Source organism: Anoxybacillus sp. FSL W8-0104 (genome assembly GCF_038004465.1).
GTDB lineage: Bacteria > Bacillota > Bacilli > Bacillales > Anoxybacillaceae > Anoxybacillus > Anoxybacillus flavithermus_G.
In genome coordinates this window covers 1-25,389 of record NZ_JBBOQU010000002.1, presented here as the reverse complement: position 1 = coordinate 25,389, position 25,389 = coordinate 1, and the positions used below count along the sequence as shown (strand labels likewise).

The window sequence follows — 25,389 nt, the reverse complement described above, 5'->3', positions numbered from 1 at the left end:
CTGTAGATGAGCAAATTTACTAACATAAATTTACAACCAAACAAAAAAGAAGACATGAACCCGATTCCTTGGTTAGAATAGATGTGCCAACAAACCATTCACAAGGAGGTTCATGTCTCATGAATAGATTAGCACATCATCAAGGAATTCACAAGTTTTTCACGATGTTAGGGTTGGCCCTTTATTTCTCGAAACCTGTGATGAAGCATCTCGTTCATATCGTGGATGCGATGATTACAAAGGGCTTTTCGGGAACACTGACCGATCTACATCACGGGAGTTTTCATCCGAACCATCGCACGACACTGAGCCATTTTTTCACGAAAAGCCCATGGGAGGAAGAGACGCTGCTTCGCAAACTCCAGCAGTGGGTGCTTCATCGTGTCGAACGCAGCTCGAAACGAGAGAATCAACCCATTTTTGTTTCGATCGATGATACGATTTGCCAAAAAACGAAGCCCTCGTCACGGGCAACACACGCCATTCAAGGGTGTGATTGGCACTATTGTCACGCAGAGAAAAAATCGATTTGGGGACATTCTCTCGTTTGGCTCATGGTTCATACGATGACTCAAGCGTTTCCTTTTGCCTTTCGCCTCTACGACAAGACGGCGGGGAAAAGCAAAGGGGAACTCGCGATCGAGATGCTTTCTTCGTTGGATGTGAGTCGCCCCGTTTATGTGCTCATGGACTCTTGGTATCCATCGAAAACCCTCGTGGGAGCCTGCTTGAAAAAAGGGTTCCACGTCATCGCGATGCTGAAGACGAATCGGATTCTCTATCCAAAAGGGACGGCCATTCAAGCAAAAGAATTTGCCAAATCTATGGAGCCACGGGATACCCGCCTCGTCACGGTGGGAAAAGAGCGTTATCGGGTGTATCGCTACGAAGGCGCTCTGAACGGTCTCAAGGATGCCGTGGTGCTGCTCGCATGGAAAGCCGATCAGCCGATGACGCCGAAACATCTTCATTGCGTCTTGAGCACCGATCGCGAGCTAAGCGATGAAGAGATCTTGCGCTACTATGCTGCACGTTGGTCGATCGAATGTTTTTTCCGTCAAGCGAAAGACCAGCTGAAACTCGATGGATACCGCGTTCGCGGGCGTCGGGCGGTGAAACGGTATTGGATCTTGGTGCAACTTGCGTATATGTACAGCATGTTCGAGTCGAACAGTGATTTTTCGGATGGGCTCGATCTCCTGCGCAAGAGAAAAGGACATAGCCTCGTGGAGTTCATTTACCGTGCAGCGAAACAAAATATTCCCATTGATACCGTGAAAAAACAGCTCCACGTGGCATAAGGGGTACCCTGTTTGTCTCTTTTTAAATGGTAATTATTGTAACGAAAATTGCTCAACTACAGTAATAAAGAAGAGGTGTTTAGATGGGCAAAGTTATATTAGTACCACATAAAATAGAATATGTTAAAGAGTTATACGAATTGTCTAAAGATCCTGAAGTTCATAAGCATCTTAATTTTGACAATCCTTCATTTGAAAGTACAAAAGAATTTGTCCGTTATGTAATTAAAGCCGAAGAAATTGGCAATGAAGTGAGTAGAGTTATTCTTAATAAAGAACAGAAAGTTGTAGGTGTTATTACATTAATGAACATTAATTATGTCCAAAGTCATTGTCACATAGGTTTTTGGATAGGAAAGGAATATTGGGGAAAGGGTTATATCCAAGACGCTCTCAATCAAATGTTAACGCTAGCGTTTAATGAACTTAATTTAAATCTAGTATTTGCCGGTGCTCGAAAAGAGAATATTAGATCCCAAAAATTTCAAGAAAAGATCCCATATGTATCTACAAAAGTGAATGAACAATATCCAGAAGTAGTTCGTTTTTTAGAAGCTAAAGAAAACACATCGTGTATTTTAAATGTGATAAAAAAAGAAGATTTTAAAAAATATATAATTTAAACCCATGATGTATATGCATACACTTTAAAATGATGATTTCCAATATGGATTTGTCGGACAAGAACGCATTCGATCAAATGCTTCTTATGATATTGATTTGGAAAATCGACTTTACTCTGTTTAAAAGTATCCACTCAGCCCAATATCAGCGAGATTTTCAGAATCCAGCACCAATAGGGCATTTTCGGTATCGAAAATGCCCTAGGAGGAATGGATATACATCCAATTTAAAATTTTAACCTCTGGTTCACGCAGTACACCCGATGCGGCGCAACACCTCATCCGGGTGTTGTAAGACGTACTGTTCAAAGCGAGTAATGGATTGGGCAATGTCATTTTGATTCTTGTGAAAAACGTTGGCAATCACTTCATCTTTCAACCACTTCCACAGCCGTTCAATCGGATTTAACTGTGGAGAATACGGTGGCAAAAAGATGAAATGAAAAGCATCGCCTTCCTCGCCATCAAGAAAGGCTTGCACCATCTTGGCATGATGAATACGCGCATTGTCTAACACAAGCACGAGGAATCGATCGGCATATTTCTCTTTCAATCGGCGCAAAAAGTCGAGGAACGTTTCGGCATTGGCGGATGATGCGCGATGAAATACCACATCGCCTTGTTGAACATCGACGGCGCCAAAAATAGAAACGTGGGCGTGGTGACCGTAGCTCGGCACTTGTTTTTGATTTCCTACTTCTGCCCATGTCGTACGTAGCGCTTGATAAGCACGAACATGTGTCTCATCCACATAAAACAGCATGGCATTCTCGGTAATTAGTTTTTTTTTATAAATTCAAGTTCTCTTTGAAAAGCAGCTTGACGCTTAGCGTCTCCTTTGACTAGCTTGTAAGTCGGACGTGTCCATGACAAACGAAGACGATGCAACAACTTACGAATGCCTTCACGTGACATCGAAACGCCATAGGTATGTTGAATGTAAGATTGTAAAATGCGCGTGTTCCACGATGAAGCGATGCCTCAGCCAGCATCCACAGGTGTGGTGGTTAACACAAGTTGTCTAATTTCTTGTTGTTGTTCTTCCGTAAGAAATGGCACACGACCAGGCGGCAACCGACGATCGAGTAGATGATCGAGCCCACCTTGAAAGCCTTGATATACCTGTAACCATTGAGAAGATAGATAATGATAAAGCGCTCATGTATCACTTATTATCGAGCAATGGCAGCAAGGCTATAACAGTTGGATACCTCAAGGAACAATAACAAGACTGCACAAGGATGTGCGGTCTTTTTTTATTTCGCTTAATCCCCCGTACCCAACGAAACGATGACAGGAGAGTGGGGACCGGTCGGGGGCAACTCTTTCCAATAGAGCGGATGCTTTTCGAAAAGGGGTGTGATCAAAGTATGATCCCAAGGACGGGGCGAAAGTTTTGGCTGGTTCGCCAGGACCGGCGCTGCCCTTCAGCGTGTACAGAATTCCCTTTTTCGCGTGAAGGGGGATAAAAGGAAATGCCGTGCCCCCTGTTCCAGACCTTGAGGCGTTCGGTTAGGGACCGAGTGGGGCACCTTTGTATAACACACAGGCTTCACGCGTGACCCCCCACCCTCATATGCGATAAGACAGCAGCGAACGCAGAACACATTGAGCCATACAGAGGTAGGGGGAGGTTAAATTTCTACAGTTTTTGTTCTGCAGACCGCGCGCTCAAGTCAGCGCGCACAAAATTCCCTAAATAAAATTTCGAAAAGGGGAGGGGGGATTCCAATTCTTCGTGCTTTTTCGCTGTAGACCGGCGGGCCAATCTTCTTCGTACAAAATTCGTTTTATTTTGTAGAAGGGGTCTCTTCAAAGTTGAGGAGTGAAAATACTACATTTTACTACAGATTTTTATATTGAGGCGGCTCAAACTTTGTCCTTCTGAGGGGGATTACACTATGCGGGGCTTGCGAGCCCCGAAATTTCCTTCCATAAAATCAAAAAAATTTACTTCGGAACTTCGGAATTTTGGTGCCAAAAAACAGAAATAAATCCCCTTTTTAGTTATCGATTTGGGCTACAAAAGGGAGAAAAAAACGCTTTTTTTGGCCTTCAATACACGATTTTGTTGAGCACTTGTTTAAAAATGTTAAGTTATGTTAAGTTTTTGGCGCACTATAGCAAAAAAACTAATCAGATTTCTTTTTCTCTTCCCGCTCCAGTTCATTCACTGACCGCACATCAGAAAATTCACTAAGTGAATGAGTTTATTCACTCGTCCAACGTCTTTATAAAACATATAAGTAAAAAAATTACATTCTATATTATAAATATTTCCTTTTTACCTCTTTTTTTAGTGAAAAAAGTGAATAAATGAATAAAAGTGAAAGAAATATAGAAAAGTCCTATAGAGAGAAATATAGAAAAGTTAGTCAAAAAACGTTCACTTTACTTCATTTCTTCACTTTGTTCACTTTTTACCTGAAATAACCATTTTTCTCCGCTGATGCAACCAAAATCCAAACAAAGGGAGTCGTTTTTTCCCGACTTCTTTTTTTCTGTTTTTGATGCGGTTCATTTTTTTCAGGAAAAGGGTTCGAATCTGATTTTTTGAGCGGGTACAATGTTTCAAATTGCAGGAAAGGTGTGCATGAGTTGCAACCTGACAAAACCTGGCTTCAAAACTGGAGAAAACTTGAGTTTTACAAAACAAAACACAAAAAGTACTACAAACCTTTTACAAAACAACTCGAATTCATAGCTGAGTAGTTCAAGCCTTCATTTGCCATCATACTTTTTTGGTGAAAAAGCGGCTTTCATATTTGCCCTCTACGGCGTTTTAAATGCCTTCCTAATGGTGTTTTGTCTTGGAAAACAAAAAAAACGCTATACAAGCCAAATATGAGCGCCTGACGAGGTGTCATTTAAAAGCCTAGGGGATAACGCAAATTTGCGTTATCCAGCCGCTTATCAAATTGATAAGCTGTTCACCAAAATGATGAATACCCTAATAAAACCTAATGTACGAAAGGTAACGTGAAAGGTAACGCGTTCCTTTTCGTTTGCAGTACTTTTTCGGAGTACAACAAACAGAAACAGTGTCAGAAGCCGCGCGGGACAATGGTTGTACAAAAATCATATAAAGATCATACAAAGAAACAGTGCGAAAACTGTGCGGAAACAACATGCTAACAAATGCTAATATTTTTTCGGAGTACAAGGGATTGCTCAAATATGAGCGGTGGGGTAACGGTCGGCGAGGGCATCCGTGGACGGCGGAGGCGTCGTAAATTCCACGACGTCGCGGAAATGAAGATCGTCGAAAGGGCGTCCCAAGTTGGGGTGTCCTCTACATTGAGGAAGCCGCTTGCTTTTGGACATTTCTGTCCAAAAGGGTGTGCGTTGAAATCACACCCTTGGCAGGAAATTCCCTCATAAATGAGGACATCGATTTTAAGGCCTCTAACAGCCTCATATAGACGTTTTCCTGCAAAGGGATATAAACCATACCATGCTGTTTAAAACGCGTTATACGCCAATTTTAGCGGTCGTTTTTGATAAAGGATACTAAAAACGATTATGTTTTCACCAAAATCAAGGAAAAGTGAGTAACGAATCGTGGCGGGGTAAATTTTGTTTACCCCATCATGCTTTATTCTTCAATTCTGGAATTTTCGGACGCATAAAAAAGCGCGACGTCGCGTCGATTTTCTGTGAATGTTGCCTCAGCGCATCATATGAACTTATCGGCGGAATTTCCGAAGGTAAAAACAAGTTGCAAAGGGTGTCGCTATTCCCGACATCCTTTTTTAACGCTCCATTTCGCCTTATTTTGCGTTTTTATCTACTACCTAATGGTTTTTGTATATATATAGATTAAAACGTCTATACGAGCCCGCTAGGCGCCTTAAAATCGATGATGATGTTTTTGGTCGACGTTGCCCCGACTTTTTAAGGATTTAAACGCGTCGCCGACGGCGCATTGATTAAAGGTATTTTCGTCAGACGCAAAATAAAATTCCACGACATCGTGGAATTTGAGGTGTCTTAAAATCTCATGATACCGTCTAACCCCAGGATTATGTTACGTTCAATGGTAACGTCGAGTGGTAACGTTGAAATGAAACCTAAATCAAATTGATGTTGATGCAGCTGGCAAAACGAAGAGAGGGTGCTCAACTTTGAGCAGACCCATATTAAGGGGGAGATAATTTATCGCCCCCCTCGTGTTTTGCGAGATCATTACGAGCAGGCTTAATTCCGGTCACAGATTCATAGACTTAATTGGGTATGGCTAGGGTGTACCCAATTAAGTCTATGAACCAATTCATAGGTCTGCGCCGCAATAATTTAGTATTATCAAGGGTTCTATGGTCTAAAAACTGCCCCTTCCAAGCCGACTATTATACATTTTTCGGTCCTGTTTTCGATCTGTTTGTGATATAAAAAGATGCGCTCAAATTTGAGCGCGTTAATGAAACACAATCTAAACAACGGACACAGCGGCGGCAAGTTCAACAGCCGGCACCATCGAAGTTAGGCGGTAACAGCGTTATTAGCTGGAAGATACCGCAGTGAGTGAGATAAAGTGTAGGGTGTCCCCAAAGTTGAGGACACCCCTTTAATTGTGTCGCTTATAGCGTTATGTCGCCGTTATGGTATTTAATGCGAGTCCGCAATTTGCGGATTCCAGACTCTAACTATTCATCAAATTGATGAATAGACTTATTTACCAAACAGACGGGACCAAAAACCTTTTTTCTTCTTTTCCTCTTCCTCTTTTGCTGCCGCGATCATCTTGCGTGTCTCCATGGATTCTTTCAAGGACTGCATGAGAAGTTCATCCCTTTTGTTCATGCGTTCTTCTATGTATTTTTGTTGTTCCTCTAAACGCTGCAGCAATTCTTGGTTAAACCTCAATAATTCCTGATTAAATTGCTCTTGCTTTTCGAACCTCTCCAGCAATTCCTGAAGAATCTCATCAGAACGCTTAAAATCACGCTTTTCCATTTCGTTTTGAGAGAGAACGCTAGGCGTTCCCGTTTCGGACGCTTCACCTTTATACTTTGATGTAACAACCTTTGCGGCGTTCTCCAATGAAAAATTCTCACCTTGAACTAACTTCTGGAAGTATCTCAGAGCAACTAGATCCCGCTCCACAAACAAACGCTTTTGATTATCCGTTCTCAAAAACTGATACCCGTTCTCCTCGAGAGCGAGACACCATTTTCTAAGCGTGCTGGTTCCTATATCAAGAGTCAAACTTACTTCCTTTGTTGTATATGCTTTTTCAAATTCGTTCATTGTGCCGGCCACCTTTTCAAATCGTTCTTCAAGACGTTCTTTTATGAAATTTGATATCTATTTTGATTTTCCTTCTTTTTTCTCATCATCACAACCATCATTTTTCGGAATAAAATTTTAAATAAAATATATAAAAATAAATGATTTTGATGGAATTTTATTAAAAGTATTTACAATTACTTTTAATATATGGTACTCTTTTAACAAGAAAAAAACGGAAATAAAGGGGGGAGGATAATGGTTAGAGTCGAAATAAAAAAGGTCGTCGGTTACGCTCGTATTAGTTCAGATTCCCAAATAGAAAATACATCTATAACGGAACAAAAAGAACGTATTGAGGCTTACGCAAAAAGCCAGGGATGGAAGTTAGAACGTATTTTTGTAGATGAAGGTTTTACAGGTTCAACTGATGATCGTGATGGATACAAAGAAATGTTGGAATACATTAAAAAACCTGACAACGAAGTGTCAGCAATAATCGTGGTTAAAGCAGATCGTATTCATCGGAGTTTAAAAAATTTGCTTATTTTAATTGAAGATGTACTGGAACCGAACGGAATTGCTTTTATTTCTGTTTCAGAGCGTTTTGATACCTCGACACCTCAGGGGATGCTTTTTCTTCAAATGATAGGTGGTTTTGCGGAATTTGAACGTTCTATTATAAACGAACGTACTAAGGGAGGCCGCTTGGCTACAGCAAAGAAGAATAAGTATGCGGGGGGACAAGTCCCTTATGGCTATGAGGTAATAAAAGGAGAAATTCAAGTTGTTGATAGTCAGGCTTTAGTTGTGAAACGAATTTTTCAGGAATTTATTGACGGTTCGAGTTACTACAAAATTGCAAAAATGCTTAATAAAGAAGGAATTCCAACGAAAACTGGTAAGAATTGGACTCCTCAAACCGTAAAAAATGTCATAAATACAGAAACTTATACAGGATTCAATACTTATAACGGAGAAAAGGAGAAAAATGGAATAAAGCAAAAAGGAGTATTTCCTCGGATTATAAGTCGTCAAATGTGGAATAAAGCACAATCTTGTTTAAAAGAAGGGGATAATAAATGATTAAAATTGATGTTCCAAAAGAGGATATTGCGGTTCGGGTAAACAATATCGAATTAATACCTAGAAAAAGCGGAATATACCTTTTGTATGGGGAAGACAAGAATCTCCTCTACATAGGGAAGGCTGAGAATTTGCGGGATAGGGTAAAGGTTCATGTTAGTGGCCAAGACTTTTCGTCTCGTAAATTTTCAAGATTAATCCAGTCTATTTCATGTATTTTTGTTTCTTGTCCAATGGAACGTGATATTTACGAAACGTACATGATTAATGTATTAAAACCTTCGTTTAATACCAAAAAAGTATATCTATATGAGTCGGAAATAATGAAAAACAGGCGTTTAAAACGAAGAAAAAAGATTGAGGAAGAAAATCCATTAAGATTCGAAAAAAATGTGATTGATATAAATATTCCAGACGATTTCAGTTTATAGGAGGAAAAAGAATGTCTGTAAACGACCCATTCAAAATCGTTGTCGGGAATTTTGTGGGCGACGCTTTTTATATGCGCAGTATTGCCGGATTTATGTTAGAAGGCCGCTTCAAAGCTGCTGGACTAAGTTCGATAGCACGACTTATTGACGAAAATGAGCCTTTCTCGTTCATCATTGACAAAAAAAACGACAGTACATGTCCCGATTGAGTTAAATAAGCAGATCAAGCAAGAACTGTTCGCGATCGCGGACAAGTTGGAAGGGAAAACGAATAAAACGTAAAAAGCCGTCCACAAACGGGACGGCTTTTCCTTTTAGGCCGCTAAGGGCAATATTATTAAATTCAAGTCGGCGCAAAGGCCTTTAAAATTCAAGTCGGCGTTAGAGCCTTCATTTATTCTTATGTCCATATTGTAATAAAATATTACTGAAAAAGCAATACGTTTTAATCGTTTTAAGTAATTTTAAGTAACTTTGAGTAACTTTGAGTAGCTTTGAGTAGCTTTAAGTAGCTTTAAGTGCGTTTTAATTGTACTTATAATCAATCCTTCTGATCCTGCTAATTTGTTTTATCCTTCGTCTCTTCTTTTTTATTCTTTGTACATAACTTGATGATTGCTTCGTCAATTTTGTCCATTTGATCGTCAGTGAGTTTTAACTTAACGAATTCTTTTGTTTCTGGATGCCTATAATCGCTTAAACGTTGTTTGCTAACCTCTCTCATTTTACCAACTAAAGCGTAAGTTTTCGGCTTTTCGAATGGGAGGTCCTTAATTTCTCCTATCTCAACGCACATATTTTCTTCATCGAGTTTCCAGCTTTGTGTATCATCTTCATCCAGACTGGAGAGTGGAACTACGAGCGCGTGATATTTAAACTCTTTTACTACAACGCAAAAATGAGGATAATTGAATTCAGAACCGACATTTACGCCAAAATCGATGTAATATACCCTAGCACGTCTTCTTCGTACCATTTCCTTGTCTTTTTTGCTTGGATCGTTTTTATACCGATGGATAATATGGTTTTTAATCGCCACTTCTAGAAACCAATCCACCATTTTCTCCGCATATTCCGGATCTTTATCGTGGAAATACATAAGTTCCGGCTTTAATGCTGCAAATACTGTATCAATTTTGTCGGATAGCCTTTCTTTGTCGGATTGTTTTTCTTTCTCTGACACTAAATTCATCCCCCTAGACCTATTTTTTGATTTTAATTTACCATATAACTACATATTTCGTGGTTATTTGAAATTAAAAAAACATTCTTGTCAGACACAAAATAAAAACCATCCTTTACATGGGGTACGGAGGATGGTTTTTATGATTCTTTTTCATCAGGTATATATTCAATAAGATCGCCAGGTTGACAGTCAAGGACAGCACAGATTCGATCTATGACCTCTAAAGAAACATATTCATCTTTGTTGAACTTGGCCATTGTAGACCATGATATATTGGCTGCTTTCTGTAGATCCTGTTTCTTTATACCGCGATCAATTAACAACTTTAGCAATGGTTTATAGCTGATCATTTTTACACCTTCCCTTCTTTATCGCTTAGTCATCTCTAATTATACAGATAAATCTTTTAGATACCAAAGAAATATATTGACAAAAAATGATAATACGTTACAACAATCTACAAAAAGACAAAAAAATCTTCGATAAGTAAAAGAAAAAAGGAGGCTTTATTATGAGTACCATGGTCACAGCCTACAAGATTGCAGAAATCGCAAAATCGCATCGAGTAAGTCTTGATTATGCTCTTGAATTTGGAGCGGCTTGTTACGATGCCGGTATGGTGGAAGTGCTTAAAGGTGTTGCTATTGAGGTTTTAGCGCGTGAAGGTAGTAATATTGTGACTTCCAAGTACACAAAGGAGAAGCGTTCGATCATTGAGAAAAAGTATAAAGCATTGAAAAATGTGCTAAACGAAGAAGAAAAGCAACTTCTTGAAGACTTTAACGATGAGTTTCATGATCTTGTATATGCTGAAGCGGAAAATTACTTCATTGAGGGATTCATCCAAGGTTATCGCTATTTGAAATTACTCTCTTACTCTGGTTATGCGGATTATATGGAGGAATGATGGGAAATGGGGAATCTATTTGTTTTACACGTAACTGATGATCAAATGGCTCCGACGATATTAGCCGGTGATACGGCAATAGTGGATACGAGTGTTAAGCCGCTGCCAAACGGGAAAGATGTTGCGGTGTTAGCGGTGGATGGAAAGATTCATGTTTGCCGCTTCACTCGGCGCGAAAATCGGATTGTGATGGCGTATGACAATGGCACAACTCGAATCATTCCAGAAAGACAGGTCGAAGTCATCGGCAAAGTCATTCTTGTATCATTCAATCCAGAGATCAAACCGCTTGAAAATGAATAAAGCCACCGTGCGGCTACACGATGGCTTCTTAAAAAAACAGGCTAATCCATTATAACATACAGAAAGGGGATTACGCAAAGTGGCGTTCCCCTTCTTTTCGTTTTCAACCCTAAGTTGTAGATTTGTGTCAAAGTTTGATAGAATAACAGACAGATAGAGAGAACGGAAAAAATAAAAAAGTGGCTGCATCCCTCTCAGTGCTGGCAACACTGAGAAGCAACCACCCCAAACGAAATCAACCTATCAAAAATAATAAACTAAGTGAAGGCACATTTCAACAATGATGTGTCCTGTTTTTCCATACATTTTTTGGGGGATGTTGCTAAAAACGGAGATGCAGTCACGTTGAAAGGAGTTTTCGACGTGGCTTTTTTGTTGCAAGTCCAAGAAACATACATTGAAGAATGGCATGATTGTTATTTATCAGAATCGAAGAAAACAGGCTTTGTTTGTACGCTACAATTAGCTAACAAAAAACACCGCTTCTATGGGCTTAACGATTTAGATGCACTTCTCAAAGAGGCGAAAAAACGAAAAACAGATGTGTATTTAAGCCTAAACGCTTTCGAGTACGGTTCGCGTACAACAAAAACATTAAAACAAATTCGAAATATAGGCGTTGATCTTGACTGCTACAAAGTGAATGTCTCCGTTCCGAAGGCTTTAGAAGAGATCAAGCAGCTGATTATCAAAGGGAAAATCCCAAATCCAAATTTGGTCATTTTCTCTGGACGCGGCTTGCAGTTGATCTATTCCATTAGCGGCGGAGCGGCGCCGGCAATGGCTTTTCTCACGCAATACATTACCACTCAATATATTGCCGAATTAAAACATTTAGGAGCGGACACAGCCGCTACTGATGTGACTCGTGTGTTCCGCTTGCCTTACAGCATTAATGGCCGAAATGGAAAACAAGTTACCGTGGAGATATGGAGAACATTAGAGTACAGTTTAGAAGAATTATATAGTTATTGCACGCCGCTAGAACGCCGTAGAAAGCCTGTAAAGCGCCGAAAAGGAACGGTTAGTATACTTACCCCTAAAAGTGGATTAAAAACGCTGTACAGCCTAAATACGGCGCGTAAAAACGATTTAGAATTACTCGTTACCCTTCGAAATGGAGATATAGAAAAACGAAATGTTCTAACCTACATATACGCTTATACAGTGGCGTTAATCCTGAAAAACAAGCAAGCCACGATTGATTTTGCTCTGCAGCTCAATGATCGTTTCCAAGAACCACAGAAAGCAAGTGAAGTCAAACGGACCGCTGGCAATGCCTACGACGATGCCATGGAGTTCTTTGACGAGTTCCAGAAGCGGGATTTTAGAATGTGGTACAGCACAAGGGACGGAATTAAGCGGCCGATGAAAAACGAGACGATCATCGAGGAATTGGAGATTACGCCGGAAGAAATGCAACAGATGACCACTCTTATCGATGATAATGAGAAACAAAAACGTGACACAGAGCGTAAACGCAAAAAACGTCGTGAAAAAGGTATGTTGCAACGCGACGAATATATTAAACAGCAGCATGATAAGACGGATGACAAATTATTTAAATTACAAGAGTTGCTGGAGAAGAACCCAAAGGCAACAAATAAAGAACTAGCCGCTATTCTTGGTGTTTCAATCAGACGTGTTCAGCAATTAAAAAAGGAACTATAAGAACATATATTCCCGTGAAATGGTTTGTCTCTTTAAACCGTACTTATAAATGGACATGTGCTGTTTGCTCTTTGATCTTTGATAACGATGTCCTAGTGGATCACGCGGTCATCTAACGCTCTAAGTATTGCTTAGGGCGTTTTTCTTTTACTTATTTTTGAGTATTTTAGTGATCTATGAGCGGATGCTCTATCCAGTCATTTTTGAGAAGGGGGGGCAGTCCAAACTTGGACTGGGGGGTTCTAAGTTAGAGCCTCCATCAATTATTTTATGTCTGACAAAAAAATATTGTTTTGTTTGGTGTTACGTATTATAATCAAAATAAATAATGTCAGACGAAAAAATGTTTTGTTTTAGGAAAGAGGGGATGTTCCATGAGGGAAGGTCGGTGCTACGAACAACATGATTTCCAAGTGCTTATTTTATCTGTGTTTAATAAGCGGAGGCCATCAACGGAAAAGGAAAAAGGGAACTCCAGCGGGAATATCTCAGGTTAATTGATCGGATCCCGCAAATGTGGGAGGAATTCGTGCAGAAACATAAAAACATTTATGATCGGTTCGGGTATCTGGATGTGATTGTGCATGATGACTTGACGTATGAGCGGAAGAAGCTAAAACGGGGTAGACCGAAGGAAGAAAAGACAAGAGAACATCGAATTACAGTGCGGCTGGACGATGAACTATATGAGCTTCTACAAAAATATTGTCGGACGAAAAAATTAACGGAGTCAGAGGCGATCCGTGAACTTATTGACCAGCTTAAATATAAGATTTGGTGATCCTTCGTACGAATTTCGTCCGAAAAACGGACAAAGTAGTAACTTCGTTGTCAGTTGATGACAACTTTTAGACATCCCCCCGCCCTTCGGGATGGGAGGGTGTTTTTCTATCGGGCACCGGCGGTGGGAAGTCAACTGTCGAGATTTTTGAAAAAATTCTCACGTAAGGGGAGGGGGTAGAATGAAAGGGCGCATTACATGAACGTTCCCCAATTTTGGGGAGTCGTTCTTTTTTTTGTATTTTTGGGGGGGGAAGAATTCTGTCTTATAGACTTCGAAAACATTCTAGTTGATTATTTAAAGCATTGTTCTAATTGAACAACAAAAAAAGAACACGGTTCCCTAGGGGGGGATAGGGTAACCATGTCTTTAGTGGGAGCGGAGCCATTCTCTGATTTCTTCTACTGATCGGTCAATAGTCTTTGCAATCTCATTGATTGCTACACCTTCGTTGTGGAGCCTTAATGCTTTTTGTTTGTCCTGATACTTTTTTTGTCGCTCTCGGTTCTTTCTTCTAACTTCTTCGGGATCTTGTTGCTTTTTTTCTTGATCGCGTTGGTATCGAAGTTTTTTCTGACATTCTGGATTGCCGCAAGTGCTTTGACGATGATTTCCGCGCCCTTTTTTACCTCCTACACGATACACAGTTCCGCAAAAGGTGCATAATCCGACAGGCATTTCATGTATTTGTGCAAAGATTAACTCGGCCCATGCCATTTGGAGAATATCTTTTGGATATGCAGCAAAAGCAATTTTCACCTTACTTAACGGCATAGATTTTCCAGCAATTTCTGTAGAGCCGACTGTAAAATAGTTTGGAGTTATAGATAGTTGCAATGCTCTTTTTTTCTGGACATATGCCCAAATGTTTCTATGGACATTTAGAGTCCTTTCACAGTATTTTTCATGCTTTTCGTATAGTGAAGCAAAATGCTTATTTATAACTCTTTTGTGGTTTCCGTAACTAGCCAAAATCATGAAAAGAACCATTAGTTCGGTTGTAAAGTTTAGATATCCTTTCTCTTCGCCGCGATTAAGAAATAATTCTAAAAGTTTGTTGTGTTCCTCTTCAAAACTTTGTTTTCCTTCCATTGTTGCCGTCTTTATAGCCGCTATTTTTAAAAAAAACTCGTCATTTCTTCTGTGCGAATTTAACTGATATCCAAACATAGACGAGTAATCATCATGTAACTTTGTTGTCGGTAATAAATCTAAACCGTCTCCTAGTGTGGGTTCCCCATATTTTTGTGTGTTAATTATACTTTCAAGGTCCCTTGCTGCCTTTAAAAAAACCTCTCTCATAGTGAAAATGTCTGGATTTTTTTCTGGGTGTAGCACCATTTCGTCGTTCTCTAACAATCTGAAGAAACTTTTGGAAAGCAAATTGATAATAGGTAAAGGTTGCTCTTCTTCGCTGGTGCCTTTTGAAAGTATTACATTATCGGATAGCGTATCCAATCCATCCCCCAACAACTCAAATTCTTTTGTCATAACAAAATTATTTCTTAAATCGTAACTAACGTCATTAGAATCATAAAATTTAACGTTATTCAAATCATAAACACCCCTATAAATTAAAGTGATTTCAAGATATAACGTCATTAGTTTAATTTGTTTTGACGTCATTATTATCTTATCATTATTAGTAACAATTAGACAAGGAGGGAACTGATGTGCTGGTAGCAAACGCTGATGTACGTAAGCGTCTAAAAGAAGCAGAAATTAAGCATTGGATGCTGGCTAACAAGTTAGGTTGCCATGAAACTACATTAAGTCGTTGGTTGAGGGTGGAGTTACCTCCAAAGAAAAAAGAATTGATTTTTAAGGCAATCGACGAATTGGAAGCAGAAAAACAAGTCGCTCAATGAACTCATCTTAATAGATATCTTCTTGTCGTAAATCTAAGATTTCTATCCTCGAAGCAATAGATTTTAGAGGGTGAAAACAGGAGGGATAATATGTTTAACCGCAATCAGGATATTAAAAAGGCAAAAGGTGATCTGCCGAATTGGGCGATTGCCGAAAAATTAGGCATTCACGAAAACACGCTATATCGTTGGCTACGTTCAGAAATGAGCGATGAGAAAAAGCGGCTGGTTATCGACGCGATTAACGAACTAAAAAGGGAATTAGAAGAGCAAAAGCAGGTGCAAAATGCCTAATTTCACCCTTATCAAATCGTATACGGAAAGAGGTGAGACATCGTGGAAAGTGAAAAAAAAGGTTCAAAGGGTGAATTTTTGGCACGGTATTTTCTAAATGCTCTATACGGTCAAGAAACTCAAGGTTATTTGACTTTATGGACTTCAGAGGATAAGCGAACACGGTGGTTTGCAGTAAATGAAATTGAAGCGGCCGTTTTAGAGGCTATGAGATTAAGAGACCAACAGAATGTATATTTCGGGGTTGGTTTACGAAAAGAACGCCTTTCAGAACGCCAGAGAGGGTCAAATAAAGATGTTTATTCTTTACCGGGTGTTTGGCTTGAGATTGATACAACAGACGGTAAACACGCGAAAAAGAACCTTCCAGACACGGAGCAAGCGCAGGCGATTTTAAACACGTTCCCGCTTGAACCTAGCATCATTGTTCATAGTGGCGGTGGGCTTCATTGTTATTGGCTTTTTGATAAGCCTGTAAGGATATTAGATCCCCTTAATCAACAAAGAGCGGAGAAAATGCTGACTCGCTTCCAGACGGCTTTTATTCGTTTAGCGCAGGCAAAAGGTCTACATATTGATAAAACAGCCGATCTGGCAAGGGTGTTAAGGGTTCCCGGTACGTTTAACCGTAAAGAAGAGCCTAAACCAGTAAGAACGCTAGTATTCAACGAAAACGTAAGGTATTCCCCAAAAGATTTGTATGAGGCTCTTGAGGAAATTGAAAGTAAACTCTCTCCAGAAGAAAAACAGAATGTGCAGCAAGATTACCAAAGTGGGAAATTACCTGACGCGGATCCTAACAAAATCATTTCGGAATGTCAGTTTATTAGAGGGTATTTAGAAAATAAGGAAAGTGCCATTTATCCAGAATGGATGGCGGCTCTTACAATCGGCGCTTATTGCGAAAATTACGAGCAAATTTGTCACGATTGGAGCAAAGGCCACCCCGGTTACTCTCCAGCGGAAACTGACCGAAAAATTAGAGAAATCCGCACGAACATGAAACCAAGAACGTGTGCAGCCATTCATGAGGAATTTGGCGCTTGCAGCGGGTGCAAGCATTTCGGAAAGATTAGAAGTCCTATTGCTCTCGGTATGAACATGGAGCGCAAAAAGGCTGAGAAAAGAACATTCATGAGAACGGATTTAGGGAACGCAGAGCGTTTAGTAGCCTTATATGGCGACATATTAAGGTACTGTAATAATTTTGGAAGTTGGTTCATTTGGGACGGTAAGAAATGGGTCCAAGACCGAATCAACGACATTCAAAATTACGCTGCCCGTACCGTTAGGAATATCTATAAAGAAGCGATGGAAGAAGAGGACACCGATAGGCGTAAGGCGTTAAACGAGCATGCGGTAAGGTCAGAATCTAGAGGCAAGATTGAAGCCATGATCTCTCTAGCGCGTTCAATGGTTCCGATTGTTCCAGAACAATTTGACCAAGATAAAATGCTATTCAATTGCAAGAACGGCATTATTGAATTGAGAACAGGAAAATTATTGCCTCATGACCGCTCTAAGCAGACACCACCCGTAAATCAAATGTAATTATTTAGTTTTTCTTTTGAATTATGAAACAAACGACACACAAAAAAAGAGAGCGAACCGATCGTGTCGCCTCCCTCTAGAAATGTTGATATATCAAGGTTCCTTGGCATCTTAGGGGTGCCAAAAAAAATTTTTTTCGACAAAACTCATCACATACTTTTTCATTTTTGTTTATATCTAACAACCCATAGGTACGCTTCGCGACCACTGGTTATTTTTGTATGTTAAAACCAATGGAAAATACATATGCGATGCACCTTGGATCTCTGCATTGCTGATGAGGACGAACCCTCCCATGTCTCTGGGCATCCTTGTGCCAACATTCCTTCGTTCGGTCTCTTCACCAGGCAGAGGCCGGCTAAGCTCCCTTAGGGACTCTCGGTCGAATGGATGAAATCGTGCCAGCTTCTCCGTGTCATCTGGTTGTTCAAACAAGATTTATTTCCAAAAGGGATGGCTCTAAGCTGCGTGGGCTTGAGTATGAGTATGGGAGATATCCCGTATCATTCGTTCCCCATCAAATGCTTGTTGTTTCACACAAACGGCATAGAGAATTTTCAATAACTTTCCACACAACACAACGATCGATTGTTTCTTACGCAACGGGTTGATGGGACGTGTCGTATAGTATTCATGCAAAGCGCGAAACGCTTCGTTATGACGAATGAGAGGCATCATCACCCGAAAGAGGAGGGCGCGTAACCGTTTTCGTCCTCTTTTCGAGATACGCTTTTGTCCCTTGTGCTGCCCAGATGAGTTTTCTTTCAAAGTTAAGCCCGCTAATTTCATGAGTTGTCGCGGATCTTGGTACTGATGAAAACTCCCGATTTCCGACAATAGTTCCACAATTGTCGCATCGCCAAGCCCAGGGATCGTTTGAAGCCATTCATACTCCACCGTCGTTTGTGCAAGGGCGATTAACTGTTCCGTGAGCGCTGCGATTTCCTGTTCCAATTGACGATATCGGCGGACCAACGTGGCGATTTCGATACGGGCCATCTGTTGTCCTTGAGTGATGCCAATCGACTGACGGGAAACCTCTAACAGCTTTTGAATTTTCGGTTTTTGCGGACATTTGAGCCCTTCACTTTGTCGATATCGCTCGATCAACTCCTCGACCGTCTGATCAACGATTTCATTCGGAAATGGTGTTTTTTCTAATACAGCCAAAGCGATTTTTCCGAATGATGGAAATACTTGCGTAAACTCAGGAAAGTAACGATCTGTCCATCGAATCATTTGATTATGAACAGCATTGCGTTCCGTGATCAAGGATTCCCGAAACGTACTTCCTGCCCGCAATTCTGCTTCCACTTCGTGGAGAATACGTGGGTAGCTGAAACGTCCATCTTTGACTAGTTTGGCAATGATTCGGGCGTCTTTTGCATCATGTTTCGTTGGCAAGTTGTCATCGAGTTCTTTTGATCGTTTCACGTGCATCGGATTGACCATCACCAATGGGATCCCTTTTTCCTCGAGGAAATAGGCGAGGTTCAACCAGTAATGCCCGGTCGGCTCGATGCCAACGATGACTTCTGTCTTGCCAAACACTTTTTTCGCTTCTTCGATGGATGCGTAAAATTGTTCGAATCCGATTCGAGATTGAAGAACGGGAAACGGCTTTTTCAGTTCCCTACCACGCTCATCCACCATCGCTGCATAATGTTTGTGTTTCGCGATATCCATGCCGATGACTAATGTTTGTTGTGTGAGTAAAATATTTGTGGGTGACATTCCGAAATGATTCCCCGACGAGGATTGCGAACTTTTGTTCGCGACGCTCGTCGGGGAATCATTTCGGAATGTCACCCACAAATATTTTACTCACACGTAGCTAGGCGCGTTGCGCTCACCATTCCAGCATAAAAATGGCTGATCAAGGCAGTGCGTTTTCATAAGAAAAAAGAAGACGATGCAAAGGAAGAAGAGGCTTTGCATCGCCTTTCACTGCATTACTGGCCTTGCAGAAAATATTTTTCAATATCATCCAACATCAAGTGGGCCGCAAGTACTCCGCCAGCCGTGTTCCAAATCGTGTTGCTCACTTTGTACACCTTGCCTTGTTTCGCGACGTTTAAGTTTTGAAATAGCGGGTCGTTGATCCATTCTTTTTCAAGTTCGCTCGCTTTGCCGTCCCCCGTCTCATATGTAAAGTAGAACAGGATGTCGCCATCCATTGCTGGAATGCGTTCTTTCGTCACGCCGGTTTCCGCAAAGTCGTTTACGTTTTGCGATTCCGGGCGGGCGAAGCCAAGTTGATCCAAAATGACGCCGGAGAACGAGTCTTTATGGTAAATGCGCACGTCGCCGGCCTCAAAGCGGACGATCGAGACTTTCATGTTTAACTTGTCGCCGAGTTTCGCTTTTAAGTCTTCAATGCGCTTGTCATATTCAGCAATGATTTGTTTCCCTTTTTCCTCTTGGTTCACAGCTTTCGCATACAGCATAAAGTTGTCTTTCCATTTGCCGCGCAGCGTTTCTGAGAACACGGTCGGGGCGATTTGTTTCAGTTGTTCGTAAATTTTTTCATGGCGCATTTTGTTGCCGATGATCAAATCCGGTTTCAAGGCGGCGATCGCTTCCACGTTCGGCTCTGACTCCAAACCGAGCTCTTTGACGCCTTCCATTTTATCTTTAATATGGTCGTACCACGGATCGCCCGTCCACGATTTGACGGCGCCGACCGGCTTTATGCCTAGCGCCAGCAACGCTTCTGTTCCTTCGTTCGTCAAAATGACGACCCGTTTGGGTGTTCCTTTGATTTCGGTCGAGCCCATGGCGTGTTCGACCGTGTAGCTCACTTCCGCTTTCGCCCCATTGTTTTCCGCTGGTTTGGCTGTTTCTTCCTGTTTTCCGCCGCAGCCCGCGAGAAGCAGGAGAGAAAGAATGAAGGCGGAAAAAAGGGTGAGATGTCGTGATTTCACTAGCCAATCCCCCTTGAAGTTTGATAATGAATTTCATTTACGTTGATTATAATAAATAAAATTGAGAATCGTTGTCAACTATATCATAAGAAAATCAGGCGTGTTGATTATCCAATAAAATCCAAAGGGTATAGAAAAAAGAGCACCTTTCCTGTAGAATGTGAGTAACGACACAAACAAACCCAGGAGGTGCTCTCTATGAACAAGCATACCACACTCCCGAATTTGATGCAAAAACTTGTTTCGGATGAAGAGATTCAACTGATTGCCGAAGCGGTTGGGTATCGTGATTCGTCTCGAACCTTTACGTTGCGCGAGTTGATTCACTTCTTCCTGCTGGCCGCCATGCATCAATGGAAAAGCTTTCGCCACGGAGCCGATGTGGGGCCTCTGTATGGATTGCCGCGATTCCATTATTCCACAGTATCCAAGAAAGCGAAAGAAGTTCCCTATGACATCATGAAACGCTTGTTGGCGTTGATCATTTCCAAGTGCAACCGCCAAACCCGCCGTTCGCTTCGGTTTCCCAAACCGCTTCGGGTGGTGGATTCGACGACCGTCACGGTCGGGAAAAACCGCCTCCCATGGGCTCCGTATCACGGCGAACGCGCCGGAGTGAAGCTGCACGTCGCGTATTCGCCGGAATCCTCGCTGCCGGCAGACGTGGTGGAAACGACCGGACTGCGTCACGATGGCCCAGTGGGAGAACAGTTGACGAACGCTCAACAAGTGCTGGTGGAAGACCGGGCGTATTTCAAAATCGAACGCCTCGATCGATTTGTGGAGCAGCATCAGCTCTTTGTCATTCGAATGAAGGACAACATCGAACTTCATCAGAAAAAAAGCTTGAAACGCCTTTCCAGCACATCTTCATCGGTTCAAGCCGACTTCACGTGCCAGTTGGGGACGAAACAATGCCGATCGACCAAGCGTCACCGGGTAGTGATCTTTCGAGATGCAAATGGCCGCGACATTCGGGTCGTGACGAATCTCTTCCATGCGTCTGCGGAAACCATTGCCGACATGTACCAACAACGTTGGACCGTTGAAGTCTTTTTCCGCTGGGTAAAGCAATATCTGAATGTCCCAACCTTGTTTGGCACGACGGAAAATGCGGTATACAATCAGCTGTTTGGGGCGTTCATTGCGTATGTGTTGCTGCGATGGCTGTATGATCAAACCAAAAAAACGGACGAACGTCTCTCTTTCCTTCATTTCGTTTGTTCGCCGTTTTTTCTCTGGGCAGCTTCCTCTCGATTGGAAATCCGGGATGGCCGCTGCTTTGTTTGAGTATGCCCAAATTTATGGAAGGCGTATGTATAATTTTGGATAATCAACACTCGTGTAAGAAAATGCGAAAAAAACATTGACGATGAGAGTCATTATCAAATATACTTGACGATAGAGATATAGAGAATGAAGCAAGGGAGATCTCAGAGATGCTGGTGACAAACCGTAAAAAAATGGTTGGCCTTATCGGTTTGCTGATTGTGCTGCTTGCCGCCATGTGGATGAGCATCGTTTGCGGATATACCGATACGAGTTGGCGGCAGGCGGTGGCGGCTCTCATCGACAATAACGGATCGAATGCCCATTTAGTCGCGGCGACGGTTCGGCTGCCGCGAGCGTTGATTGCGGCTGCCGTTGGCGCAAGCCTAGCGATGGCCGGAGCGCTCATGCAAGCGCTGACGCGAAACCCGCTCGCTTCGCCAGGCATTTTCGGCATTAACGCCGGGGCCGGTTTTTTGATTGTTGTGACGGTCACCTTTTTTTCCATTTCTTCATTGCAAATGTTGTCTTGGGTCGCATTTATGGGGGCGGCGATGGCGGCGTTGATCGTGTTTGTGATCAGCGCCGCGGGGAAGGACGGGCTGACCCCGCTCAAAATGACGCTCGCCGGCACGGCGGTCGCGGCTTTATTTGCCTCGCTGACGCAAGGGATGCTGGCGATGAATGAAAAAGCGCTTGAAGAAGTGCTCTTTTGGCTGGCCGGGTCGGTCGCCGGCCGGAAGCTCGAGCTGTTGGCAGCCGTCTTTCCGTATTTGGCTGCCGCTTGGCTTGGGGCCATGTTGCTGGCGCGACATGTCAACATCTTAATGATGGGAGACGATGTAGCGAAAGGGCTCGGGCAGCGGACAACCTTCATTAAAGCGGCCGCCGCTCTCTTAGTTGTCCTGCTCGCCGGCGGTTCGGTCGCTGTTGCCGGTCCGATCGGCTTTATCGGCATCATGGTGCCGCATATGGCGCGGGCGCTGGCCGGCGTCGACCACCGCTGGCTGCTTCCATACTGCGCCTTGCTTGGCGGGATTTTGCTTCTTATGGCCGATATTGGGGCGCGCTACGTTCTGATGCCGCGCGAAGTGCCGGTCGGCATCGTCACCGCCTTGCTCGGCGTTCCATTTTTCATCTACATTGCCCGCAGGGGGATCGCCGCAAAATGAAAAAATACATCACGGTCCGAATGGGAAAACACATCTCGTTTTTCTATGACAAAAAAGCTGTTGCGGTGCTCGCCGCGCTCATAGCAGCGGCCGTCTTACTTTTCCTGATCAGCATTGGCAGCGGCGAAATGCGCATGTCCCCGCTTGAGGCCGCTGCCGCGCTGTTCGGATACGGAGAGGAAATTCATCAGACGGTGATTGTGACGTTCCGCCTGCCGCGTGTGCTTGTCGCTTGGTTGGCCGGAATGGCGCTGGCTGCCGCGGGTGCCATTTTGCAAGGAATGGTGCGCAATCCGCTCGCTTCGCCGGATGTGCTCGGCATCACCGGCGGAGCGGCGGCCGCGGTCGTTGGCTTTTTGGCGCTATTTAGCGATGAAAACAACTCTTTGACCGTCAGCATCCACTGGCTGCCGCTTGCCGCCTTTCTCGGCGCAGCGACCGCTGCTTGGCTCGTATATATGCTGGCGTGGAAAAACGGCCTCGCCCCGCTTCGGCTCGTGCTTGTCGGCATCGGCGTTTCTGCGCTCATGCAGGCGTTGACGACACTGTTGATGATCACAGGACCCATCTATCGGGCGAGCCAGGCAAACGTGTGGATTACGGGCAGTGTGTATGGAGCTTCTTGGCAGCACGTTTCGCTCATGGCGCCATGGGTCATCGGACTGCTCCTTGTGGCGATATTGGCCGCGCGGCATGTCAATGTGCAGGAGCTGGGCGATGAGCTGGCGATTGGGCTTGGCGGCGCGGTCGAACGGCAACGGCTAGGACTTGTTTTGCTTAGCACCGCGCTCACCGGCGGCGCGGTCGCTTTCGCCGGTGGCATCGGCTTTGTCGGGCTGATGGCGCCGCATATGGCACGCCGGCTTGTTGGTTCGGCGTTTGGTGCGCTGCTTCCGACGGCAGCGCTGTTAGGCGGCGTGCTCGTCATGGGGGCGGATCTCGCCGGGCGGATGCTTTTGGCGCCGACGGAAATCCCGGCCGGCGTATTTACGGCCGCACTTGGTGCGCCATATTTTATTTATTTGTTGTACCGAACCCGGAAACCATAAATGAAGGAGGGGGCAAACATGCACGCGCTGCAGGCGAAAGAATTGACATTGTCGTACGGGGATGCGCTCATTATCGATCGGTTGAACTTGACGATTCCAAAAGGGAAAATCACGGTGTTCATCGGCGCGAACGGCTGCGGCAAGTCGACGTTGCTGCGCGCCTTGGCTCGTCTGTTGAAGCCGGCAGGCGGCGCTGTCTTGCTTGATGGAAAAGAGATTGCCAAGCAGCCGACCAAGGAAATCGCCCGCCGTTTGGCCATTTTGCCGCAGTCGCCTGTGGCTCCGGAAGGATTGACGGTCCTTCAGCTCGTCAAGCAAGGGCGTTACCCATATCAAACGTGGCTCAAGCAATGGAGCGACGAAGATGAGCGCGCCGTTGCGCGCGCTTTGTCAGCAACAGGACTGACAGAGCTTGCCGAGCGGCCGGTTGATTCGCTGTCCGGCGGCCAGCGCCAGCGCGCATGGATTGCCATGACATTAGCGCAAGAAACAGACATCATCTTGCTTGACGAGCCGACCACTTACTTAGATTTGGCGCATCAAATTGATATTTTGGATTTATTGTTCGAACTCAATGCAACAGAACAGCGGACGATCGTCATGGTGCTTCACGATTTGAATTTAGCGTGCCGTTACGCCCATCATCTCGTCGCCATTCGCGATAAAACGGTGTATGCCGAAGGAAAGCCGGAGGATGTTATTTCCCGCCAGCTCGTGAAAGATGTGTTCCAAATGGATTGCCAAATCACGTACGATCCGATCTTTGGCACCCCGCTTTGCATTCCGTATGGGAAAGGACGGAGAATTTTACAGAAAGAAGGCGTATCGTGATGAGATTGCGTGAAGACGAAATGAAAACGTTGGAAACGTACCGTTTTTCAAGCGAAGCTGCTGATGTCTCGTCATCGATGTTGTTGGCCCGGCTGCTGAATGATGACGGGCAGCTCGCGAAGTATGTGGCGCACGTCCGCGCCGAGATGGGGGCGGCAAATGACGCGGTTGCCGTTTCGATGCTCGTCAAGCGCCTAAGCTTTTTGGCGCCGATGGCCTTATACGCCATGTCGGTGTGGAACAAGCGGCTTGTGCTCGATCCTGAGCGAATTTGGCTTGATACGGACGGCGAAGGGGAAATGTGGATGCCGCGCTTTCGCCTTGCGCCGCCGGAAGCGGAGATGTGTGGCATTGAGCGCAGCGGTTGGCGCGAGCAGGCCGTTCGCGACGTGTTCGCCGGCTTGTTCGCTCCGCTCATCGTCCGGTTGCGGCGCCTGACGCGTGTATCGCCGCTCATCTTATGGGAAAATGTCTCGATTTATGTGTACTGGGTATATGAACGTTGGCTTGAGGATGAGTCGCTTGCTCCGGTCGCCGACCGGCTGCGCGATGATTTTTATTTCCTTGTTTATGACGCAAATGGTTCTATAACTAGTGATTGACAACACCCGTAGTGAACCGAAAAAATGTTCTCCACAAAGTCTTGACTGACTCATGTTTGTTCGGTGACTTGTTCAATTTTGAGATTTCGTGTACAATTCACTGTATAGTCCTCCTTGGTCTGATGATAGGTGATTGTTGGTACCCCTGCATCATACCAAGAGGGCTTTTTTCTTTCAAGTCCCCGAAAACCTTTCTAACAGGAATGCTCCTCTATAATTTTATAAACTACTATATACATATTATTTTTTAATTTTAGATAAATATTACAATAATGAAAATAGATACTTTTAAAAAATTAATTTTAAATAATAAA

26 protein-coding genes and 1 pseudogene are annotated in these 25,389 nt (G+C 43.4%); 18 read left to right on the top strand and 9 right to left on the bottom strand.

Going from position 1 to position 25,389, the window contains the following annotated elements:
• Nucleotides 1-119 precede the first annotated feature (119 nt).
• Nucleotides 120-1,301 (top strand): IS701 family transposase, encoded by a 1,182-nt coding sequence (locus NST18_RS15120; protein ID WP_088223590.1) that lies wholly within the window; start codon nucleotides 120-122, stop codon nucleotides 1,299-1,301.
• An 83-nt stretch (nucleotides 1,302-1,384) separates the two neighbouring features.
• The gene (locus NST18_RS15115; RefSeq protein ID WP_088223766.1) at nucleotides 1,385-1,924 is read left to right on the top strand and encodes a GNAT family N-acetyltransferase; all 540 of its coding nucleotides are present in this window, start codon (nucleotides 1,385-1,387) and stop codon (nucleotides 1,922-1,924) included.
• 247 nt (nucleotides 1,925-2,171) lie between these two features.
• Here the strand turns inward: NST18_RS15115 and NST18_RS15110 are convergent, their stop codons facing one another.
• Together NST18_RS15110 and NST18_RS15220 are read right to left on the bottom strand one after the other, a co-directional pair.
• On the bottom strand, nucleotides 2,172-2,675 hold the full coding sequence (locus tag NST18_RS15110; protein ID WP_340721686.1) for an IS630 family transposase: 504 nt from the start codon (nucleotides 2,673-2,675) through the stop codon (nucleotides 2,172-2,174).
• A 26-nt stretch (nucleotides 2,676-2,701) separates the two neighbouring features.
• Nucleotides 2,702-2,839 (bottom strand): winged helix-turn-helix domain-containing protein, encoded by a 138-nt coding sequence (locus NST18_RS15220; protein ID WP_445290573.1) that lies wholly within the window; start codon nucleotides 2,837-2,839, stop codon nucleotides 2,702-2,704.
• A 137-nt stretch (nucleotides 2,840-2,976) separates the two neighbouring features.
• Here NST18_RS15220 and NST18_RS15100 point away from each other — a divergent pair, with 137 nt between their 5' ends.
• On the top strand, nucleotides 2,977-3,150 hold the full coding sequence (locus NST18_RS15100) for a hypothetical protein (protein ID WP_340721685.1): 174 nt from the start codon (nucleotides 2,977-2,979) through the stop codon (nucleotides 3,148-3,150).
• A gap of 3,442 nt (nucleotides 3,151-6,592) precedes the next feature.
• Here NST18_RS15100 and NST18_RS15095 read toward each other — a convergent pair.
• Nucleotides 6,593-7,171, bottom strand: a complete 579-nt coding sequence (locus tag NST18_RS15095) for a MerR family transcriptional regulator (RefSeq protein WP_340721684.1) — start codon at nucleotides 7,169-7,171, stop codon at nucleotides 6,593-6,595.
• A gap of 237 nt (nucleotides 7,172-7,408) precedes the next feature.
• Between NST18_RS15095 and NST18_RS15090 the strand changes: the two genes are divergently transcribed.
• Genes NST18_RS15090 through NST18_RS15080 form a run of 3 tightly spaced genes read left to right on the top strand, consistent with a single transcriptional unit; the run spans nucleotide 7,409 to nucleotide 8,876 of the window.
• On the top strand, nucleotides 7,409-8,236 hold the full coding sequence (locus NST18_RS15090; protein ID WP_340721682.1) for a recombinase family protein: 828 nt from the start codon (nucleotides 7,409-7,411) through the stop codon (nucleotides 8,234-8,236).
• Complete coding sequence (locus tag NST18_RS15085; RefSeq protein ID WP_088223761.1) at nucleotides 8,233-8,667, top strand: nucleotide excision repair endonuclease; 435 nt, start codon at nucleotides 8,233-8,235, stop codon at nucleotides 8,665-8,667. Before NST18_RS15090 ends, NST18_RS15085 begins: the two co-directional genes overlap by 4 nt.
• Nucleotides 8,668-8,678: 11 nt before the next feature.
• Nucleotides 8,679-8,876, top strand: a complete 198-nt coding sequence (locus tag NST18_RS15080) for a hypothetical protein (RefSeq protein WP_232467237.1) — start codon at nucleotides 8,679-8,681, stop codon at nucleotides 8,874-8,876.
• A gap of 1 nt (nucleotide 8,877) precedes the next feature.
• Here NST18_RS15080 and NST18_RS15075 read toward each other — a convergent pair whose 3' ends face one another.
• The 3 genes from NST18_RS15075 to NST18_RS15065 form a co-directional block, all read right to left on the bottom strand.
• Nucleotides 8,878-9,024: a hypothetical protein gene (locus NST18_RS15075; protein WP_340721681.1), complete on the bottom strand. Its 147-nt coding sequence runs from the start codon at nucleotides 9,022-9,024 to the stop codon at nucleotides 8,878-8,880.
• A gap of 202 nt (nucleotides 9,025-9,226) precedes the next feature.
• Entirely contained in the window at nucleotides 9,227-9,850 is a 624-nt protein-coding gene (locus NST18_RS15070) for a type II toxin-antitoxin system PemK/MazF family toxin (protein ID WP_340721680.1), read from the bottom strand.
• 140 nt (nucleotides 9,851-9,990) lie between these two features.
• The gene (locus NST18_RS15065) at nucleotides 9,991-10,203 is read right to left on the bottom strand and encodes a helix-turn-helix domain-containing protein (RefSeq protein ID WP_088223759.1); all 213 of its coding nucleotides are present in this window, start codon (nucleotides 10,201-10,203) and stop codon (nucleotides 9,991-9,993) included.
• A gap of 161 nt (nucleotides 10,204-10,364) precedes the next feature.
• On the opposite strand from NST18_RS15065, the gene NST18_RS15060 reads away from it, so the two are divergent.
• The 4 genes from NST18_RS15060 to NST18_RS15045 all read left to right on the top strand — a co-directional run bounded on the left by NST18_RS15060 (nucleotide 10,365) and on the right by NST18_RS15045 (nucleotide 13,515).
• Nucleotides 10,365-10,760: a DUF6809 family protein gene (locus NST18_RS15060; RefSeq protein WP_088223758.1), complete on the top strand. Its 396-nt coding sequence runs from the start codon at nucleotides 10,365-10,367 to the stop codon at nucleotides 10,758-10,760.
• Nucleotides 10,761-10,766: 6 nt separating this feature from the next.
• A complete protein-coding gene (locus tag NST18_RS15055) occupies nucleotides 10,767-11,063 on the top strand; it encodes a S24 family peptidase (protein ID WP_013877720.1) in 297 nt (98 codons plus the stop codon).
• A 363-nt stretch (nucleotides 11,064-11,426) separates the two neighbouring features.
• Nucleotides 11,427-12,734, top strand: coding sequence for an AsnC family protein (locus tag NST18_RS15050; protein ID WP_088223757.1), 1,308 nt, complete (start codon nucleotides 11,427-11,429; stop codon nucleotides 12,732-12,734).
• A gap of 529 nt (nucleotides 12,735-13,263) precedes the next feature.
• Nucleotides 13,264-13,515 carry a ribbon-helix-helix protein, CopG family gene (locus NST18_RS15045; protein WP_240672287.1) on the top strand — a complete coding sequence of 84 codons (252 nt, stop codon included), beginning with the start codon at nucleotides 13,264-13,266 and terminating at the stop codon, nucleotides 13,513-13,515.
• A gap of 369 nt (nucleotides 13,516-13,884) precedes the next feature.
• Here the strand turns inward: NST18_RS15045 and NST18_RS15040 are convergent, their stop codons facing one another.
• On the bottom strand, nucleotides 13,885-15,141 hold the full coding sequence (locus NST18_RS15040) for a hypothetical protein (RefSeq protein ID WP_340721678.1): 1,257 nt from the start codon (nucleotides 15,139-15,141) through the stop codon (nucleotides 13,885-13,887).
• A 47-nt stretch (nucleotides 15,142-15,188) separates the two neighbouring features.
• Between NST18_RS15040 and NST18_RS15035 the strand changes: the two genes are divergently transcribed.
• From NST18_RS15035 to NST18_RS15025, 3 genes are all read left to right on the top strand, one after another.
• The gene (locus tag NST18_RS15035) at nucleotides 15,189-15,383 is read left to right on the top strand and encodes a hypothetical protein (RefSeq protein WP_340721676.1); all 195 of its coding nucleotides are present in this window, start codon (nucleotides 15,189-15,191) and stop codon (nucleotides 15,381-15,383) included.
• A 90-nt stretch (nucleotides 15,384-15,473) separates the two neighbouring features.
• Nucleotides 15,474-15,677 carry a helix-turn-helix domain-containing protein gene (locus NST18_RS15030; protein WP_035067938.1) on the top strand — a complete coding sequence of 68 codons (204 nt, stop codon included), beginning with the start codon at nucleotides 15,474-15,476 and terminating at the stop codon, nucleotides 15,675-15,677.
• Nucleotides 15,678-15,719: 42 nt separating this feature from the next.
• A complete protein-coding gene (locus NST18_RS15025; RefSeq protein ID WP_340721674.1) occupies nucleotides 15,720-17,228 on the top strand; it encodes a hypothetical protein in 1,509 nt (502 codons plus the stop codon).
• Nucleotides 17,229-17,687: 459 nt separating this feature from the next.
• On the opposite strand, the gene NST18_RS15020 is transcribed toward NST18_RS15025, so the two are convergent.
• Nucleotides 17,688-18,962 carry an IS110 family transposase gene (locus tag NST18_RS15020; protein ID WP_340721672.1) on the bottom strand — a complete coding sequence of 425 codons (1,275 nt, stop codon included), beginning with the start codon at nucleotides 18,960-18,962 and terminating at the stop codon, nucleotides 17,688-17,690.
• A gap of 218 nt (nucleotides 18,963-19,180) precedes the next feature.
• Nucleotides 19,181-20,152 (bottom strand): ABC transporter substrate-binding protein, encoded by a 972-nt coding sequence (locus NST18_RS15015; RefSeq protein ID WP_049625478.1) that lies wholly within the window; start codon nucleotides 20,150-20,152, stop codon nucleotides 19,181-19,183.
• A gap of 198 nt (nucleotides 20,153-20,350) precedes the next feature.
• Between NST18_RS15015 and NST18_RS15010 the strand changes: the two are divergent.
• The 5 genes and pseudogenes from NST18_RS15010 to NST18_RS14990 all read left to right on the top strand — a co-directional run bounded on the left by NST18_RS15010 (nucleotide 20,351) and on the right by NST18_RS14990 (nucleotide 25,075).
• Nucleotides 20,351-21,485, top strand: a pseudogene (locus NST18_RS15010) (IS4-like element IS5377 family transposase).
• Nucleotides 21,486-21,591: 106 nt separating this feature from the next.
• Nucleotides 21,592-22,593, top strand: a complete 1,002-nt coding sequence (locus NST18_RS15005) for a FecCD family ABC transporter permease (protein ID WP_128356879.1) — start codon at nucleotides 21,592-21,594, stop codon at nucleotides 22,591-22,593.
• On the top strand, nucleotides 22,590-23,642 hold the full coding sequence (locus tag NST18_RS15000) for a FecCD family ABC transporter permease (RefSeq protein ID WP_049625288.1): 1,053 nt from the start codon (nucleotides 22,590-22,592) through the stop codon (nucleotides 23,640-23,642). Before NST18_RS15005 ends, NST18_RS15000 begins: the two co-directional genes overlap by 4 nt.
• Before the next feature lie 18 nt (nucleotides 23,643-23,660).
• A complete protein-coding gene (locus tag NST18_RS14995) occupies nucleotides 23,661-24,473 on the top strand; it encodes an ABC transporter ATP-binding protein (RefSeq protein ID WP_049625289.1) in 813 nt (270 codons plus the stop codon).
• Complete coding sequence (locus NST18_RS14990; protein WP_088223767.1) at nucleotides 24,473-25,075, top strand: IucA/IucC family C-terminal-domain containing protein; 603 nt, start codon at nucleotides 24,473-24,475, stop codon at nucleotides 25,073-25,075. The genes NST18_RS14995 and NST18_RS14990 overlap by 1 nt, the downstream gene beginning before the upstream one ends.
• Nucleotides 25,076-25,389: the final 314 nt, after the last annotated feature.

Coding starts and splice junctions, on each gene's coding strand:
- NST18_RS15100 (WP_340721685.1), top strand. CDS start 2,977: ATGGCACACGACCAGGCGGCAACCGACGATCGAGTAGATGATCGAGCC.
- NST18_RS15020 (WP_340721672.1), bottom strand. CDS start 18,962: ATGTCACCCACAAATATTTTACTCACACAACAAACATTAGTCATCGGC.
- NST18_RS15055 (WP_013877720.1), top strand. CDS start 10,767: ATGGGGAATCTATTTGTTTTACACGTAACTGATGATCAAATGGCTCCG.
- NST18_RS15085 (WP_088223761.1), top strand. CDS start 8,233: ATGATTAAAATTGATGTTCCAAAAGAGGATATTGCGGTTCGGGTAAAC.
- NST18_RS15030 (WP_035067938.1), top strand. CDS start 15,474: ATGTTTAACCGCAATCAGGATATTAAAAAGGCAAAAGGTGATCTGCCG.
- NST18_RS15005 (WP_128356879.1), top strand. CDS start 21,592: ATGCTGGTGACAAACCGTAAAAAAATGGTTGGCCTTATCGGTTTGCTG.
- NST18_RS15000 (WP_049625288.1), top strand. CDS start 22,590: ATGAAAAAATACATCACGGTCCGAATGGGAAAACACATCTCGTTTTTC.
- NST18_RS15060 (WP_088223758.1), top strand. CDS start 10,365: ATGAGTACCATGGTCACAGCCTACAAGATTGCAGAAATCGCAAAATCG.
- NST18_RS14990 (WP_088223767.1), top strand. CDS start 24,473: ATGAGATTGCGTGAAGACGAAATGAAAACGTTGGAAACGTACCGTTTT.
- NST18_RS14995 (WP_049625289.1), top strand. CDS start 23,661: ATGCACGCGCTGCAGGCGAAAGAATTGACATTGTCGTACGGGGATGCG.
- NST18_RS15220 (WP_445290573.1), bottom strand. CDS start 2,839: ATGTCACGTGAAGGCATTCGTAAGTTGTTGCATCGTCTTCGTTTGTCA.
- NST18_RS15115 (WP_088223766.1), top strand. CDS start 1,385: ATGGGCAAAGTTATATTAGTACCACATAAAATAGAATATGTTAAAGAG.
- NST18_RS15095 (WP_340721684.1), bottom strand. CDS start 7,171: ATGAACGAATTTGAAAAAGCATATACAACAAAGGAAGTAAGTTTGACT.
- NST18_RS15065 (WP_088223759.1), bottom strand. CDS start 10,203: ATGATCAGCTATAAACCATTGCTAAAGTTGTTAATTGATCGCGGTATA.
- NST18_RS15090 (WP_340721682.1), top strand. CDS start 7,409: ATGGTTAGAGTCGAAATAAAAAAGGTCGTCGGTTACGCTCGTATTAGT.
- NST18_RS15080 (WP_232467237.1), top strand. CDS start 8,679: ATGTCTGTAAACGACCCATTCAAAATCGTTGTCGGGAATTTTGTGGGC.
- NST18_RS15040 (WP_340721678.1), bottom strand. CDS start 15,141: ATGACGTCAAAACAAATTAAACTAATGACGTTATATCTTGAAATCACT.
- NST18_RS15120 (WP_088223590.1), top strand. CDS start 120: ATGAATAGATTAGCACATCATCAAGGAATTCACAAGTTTTTCACGATG.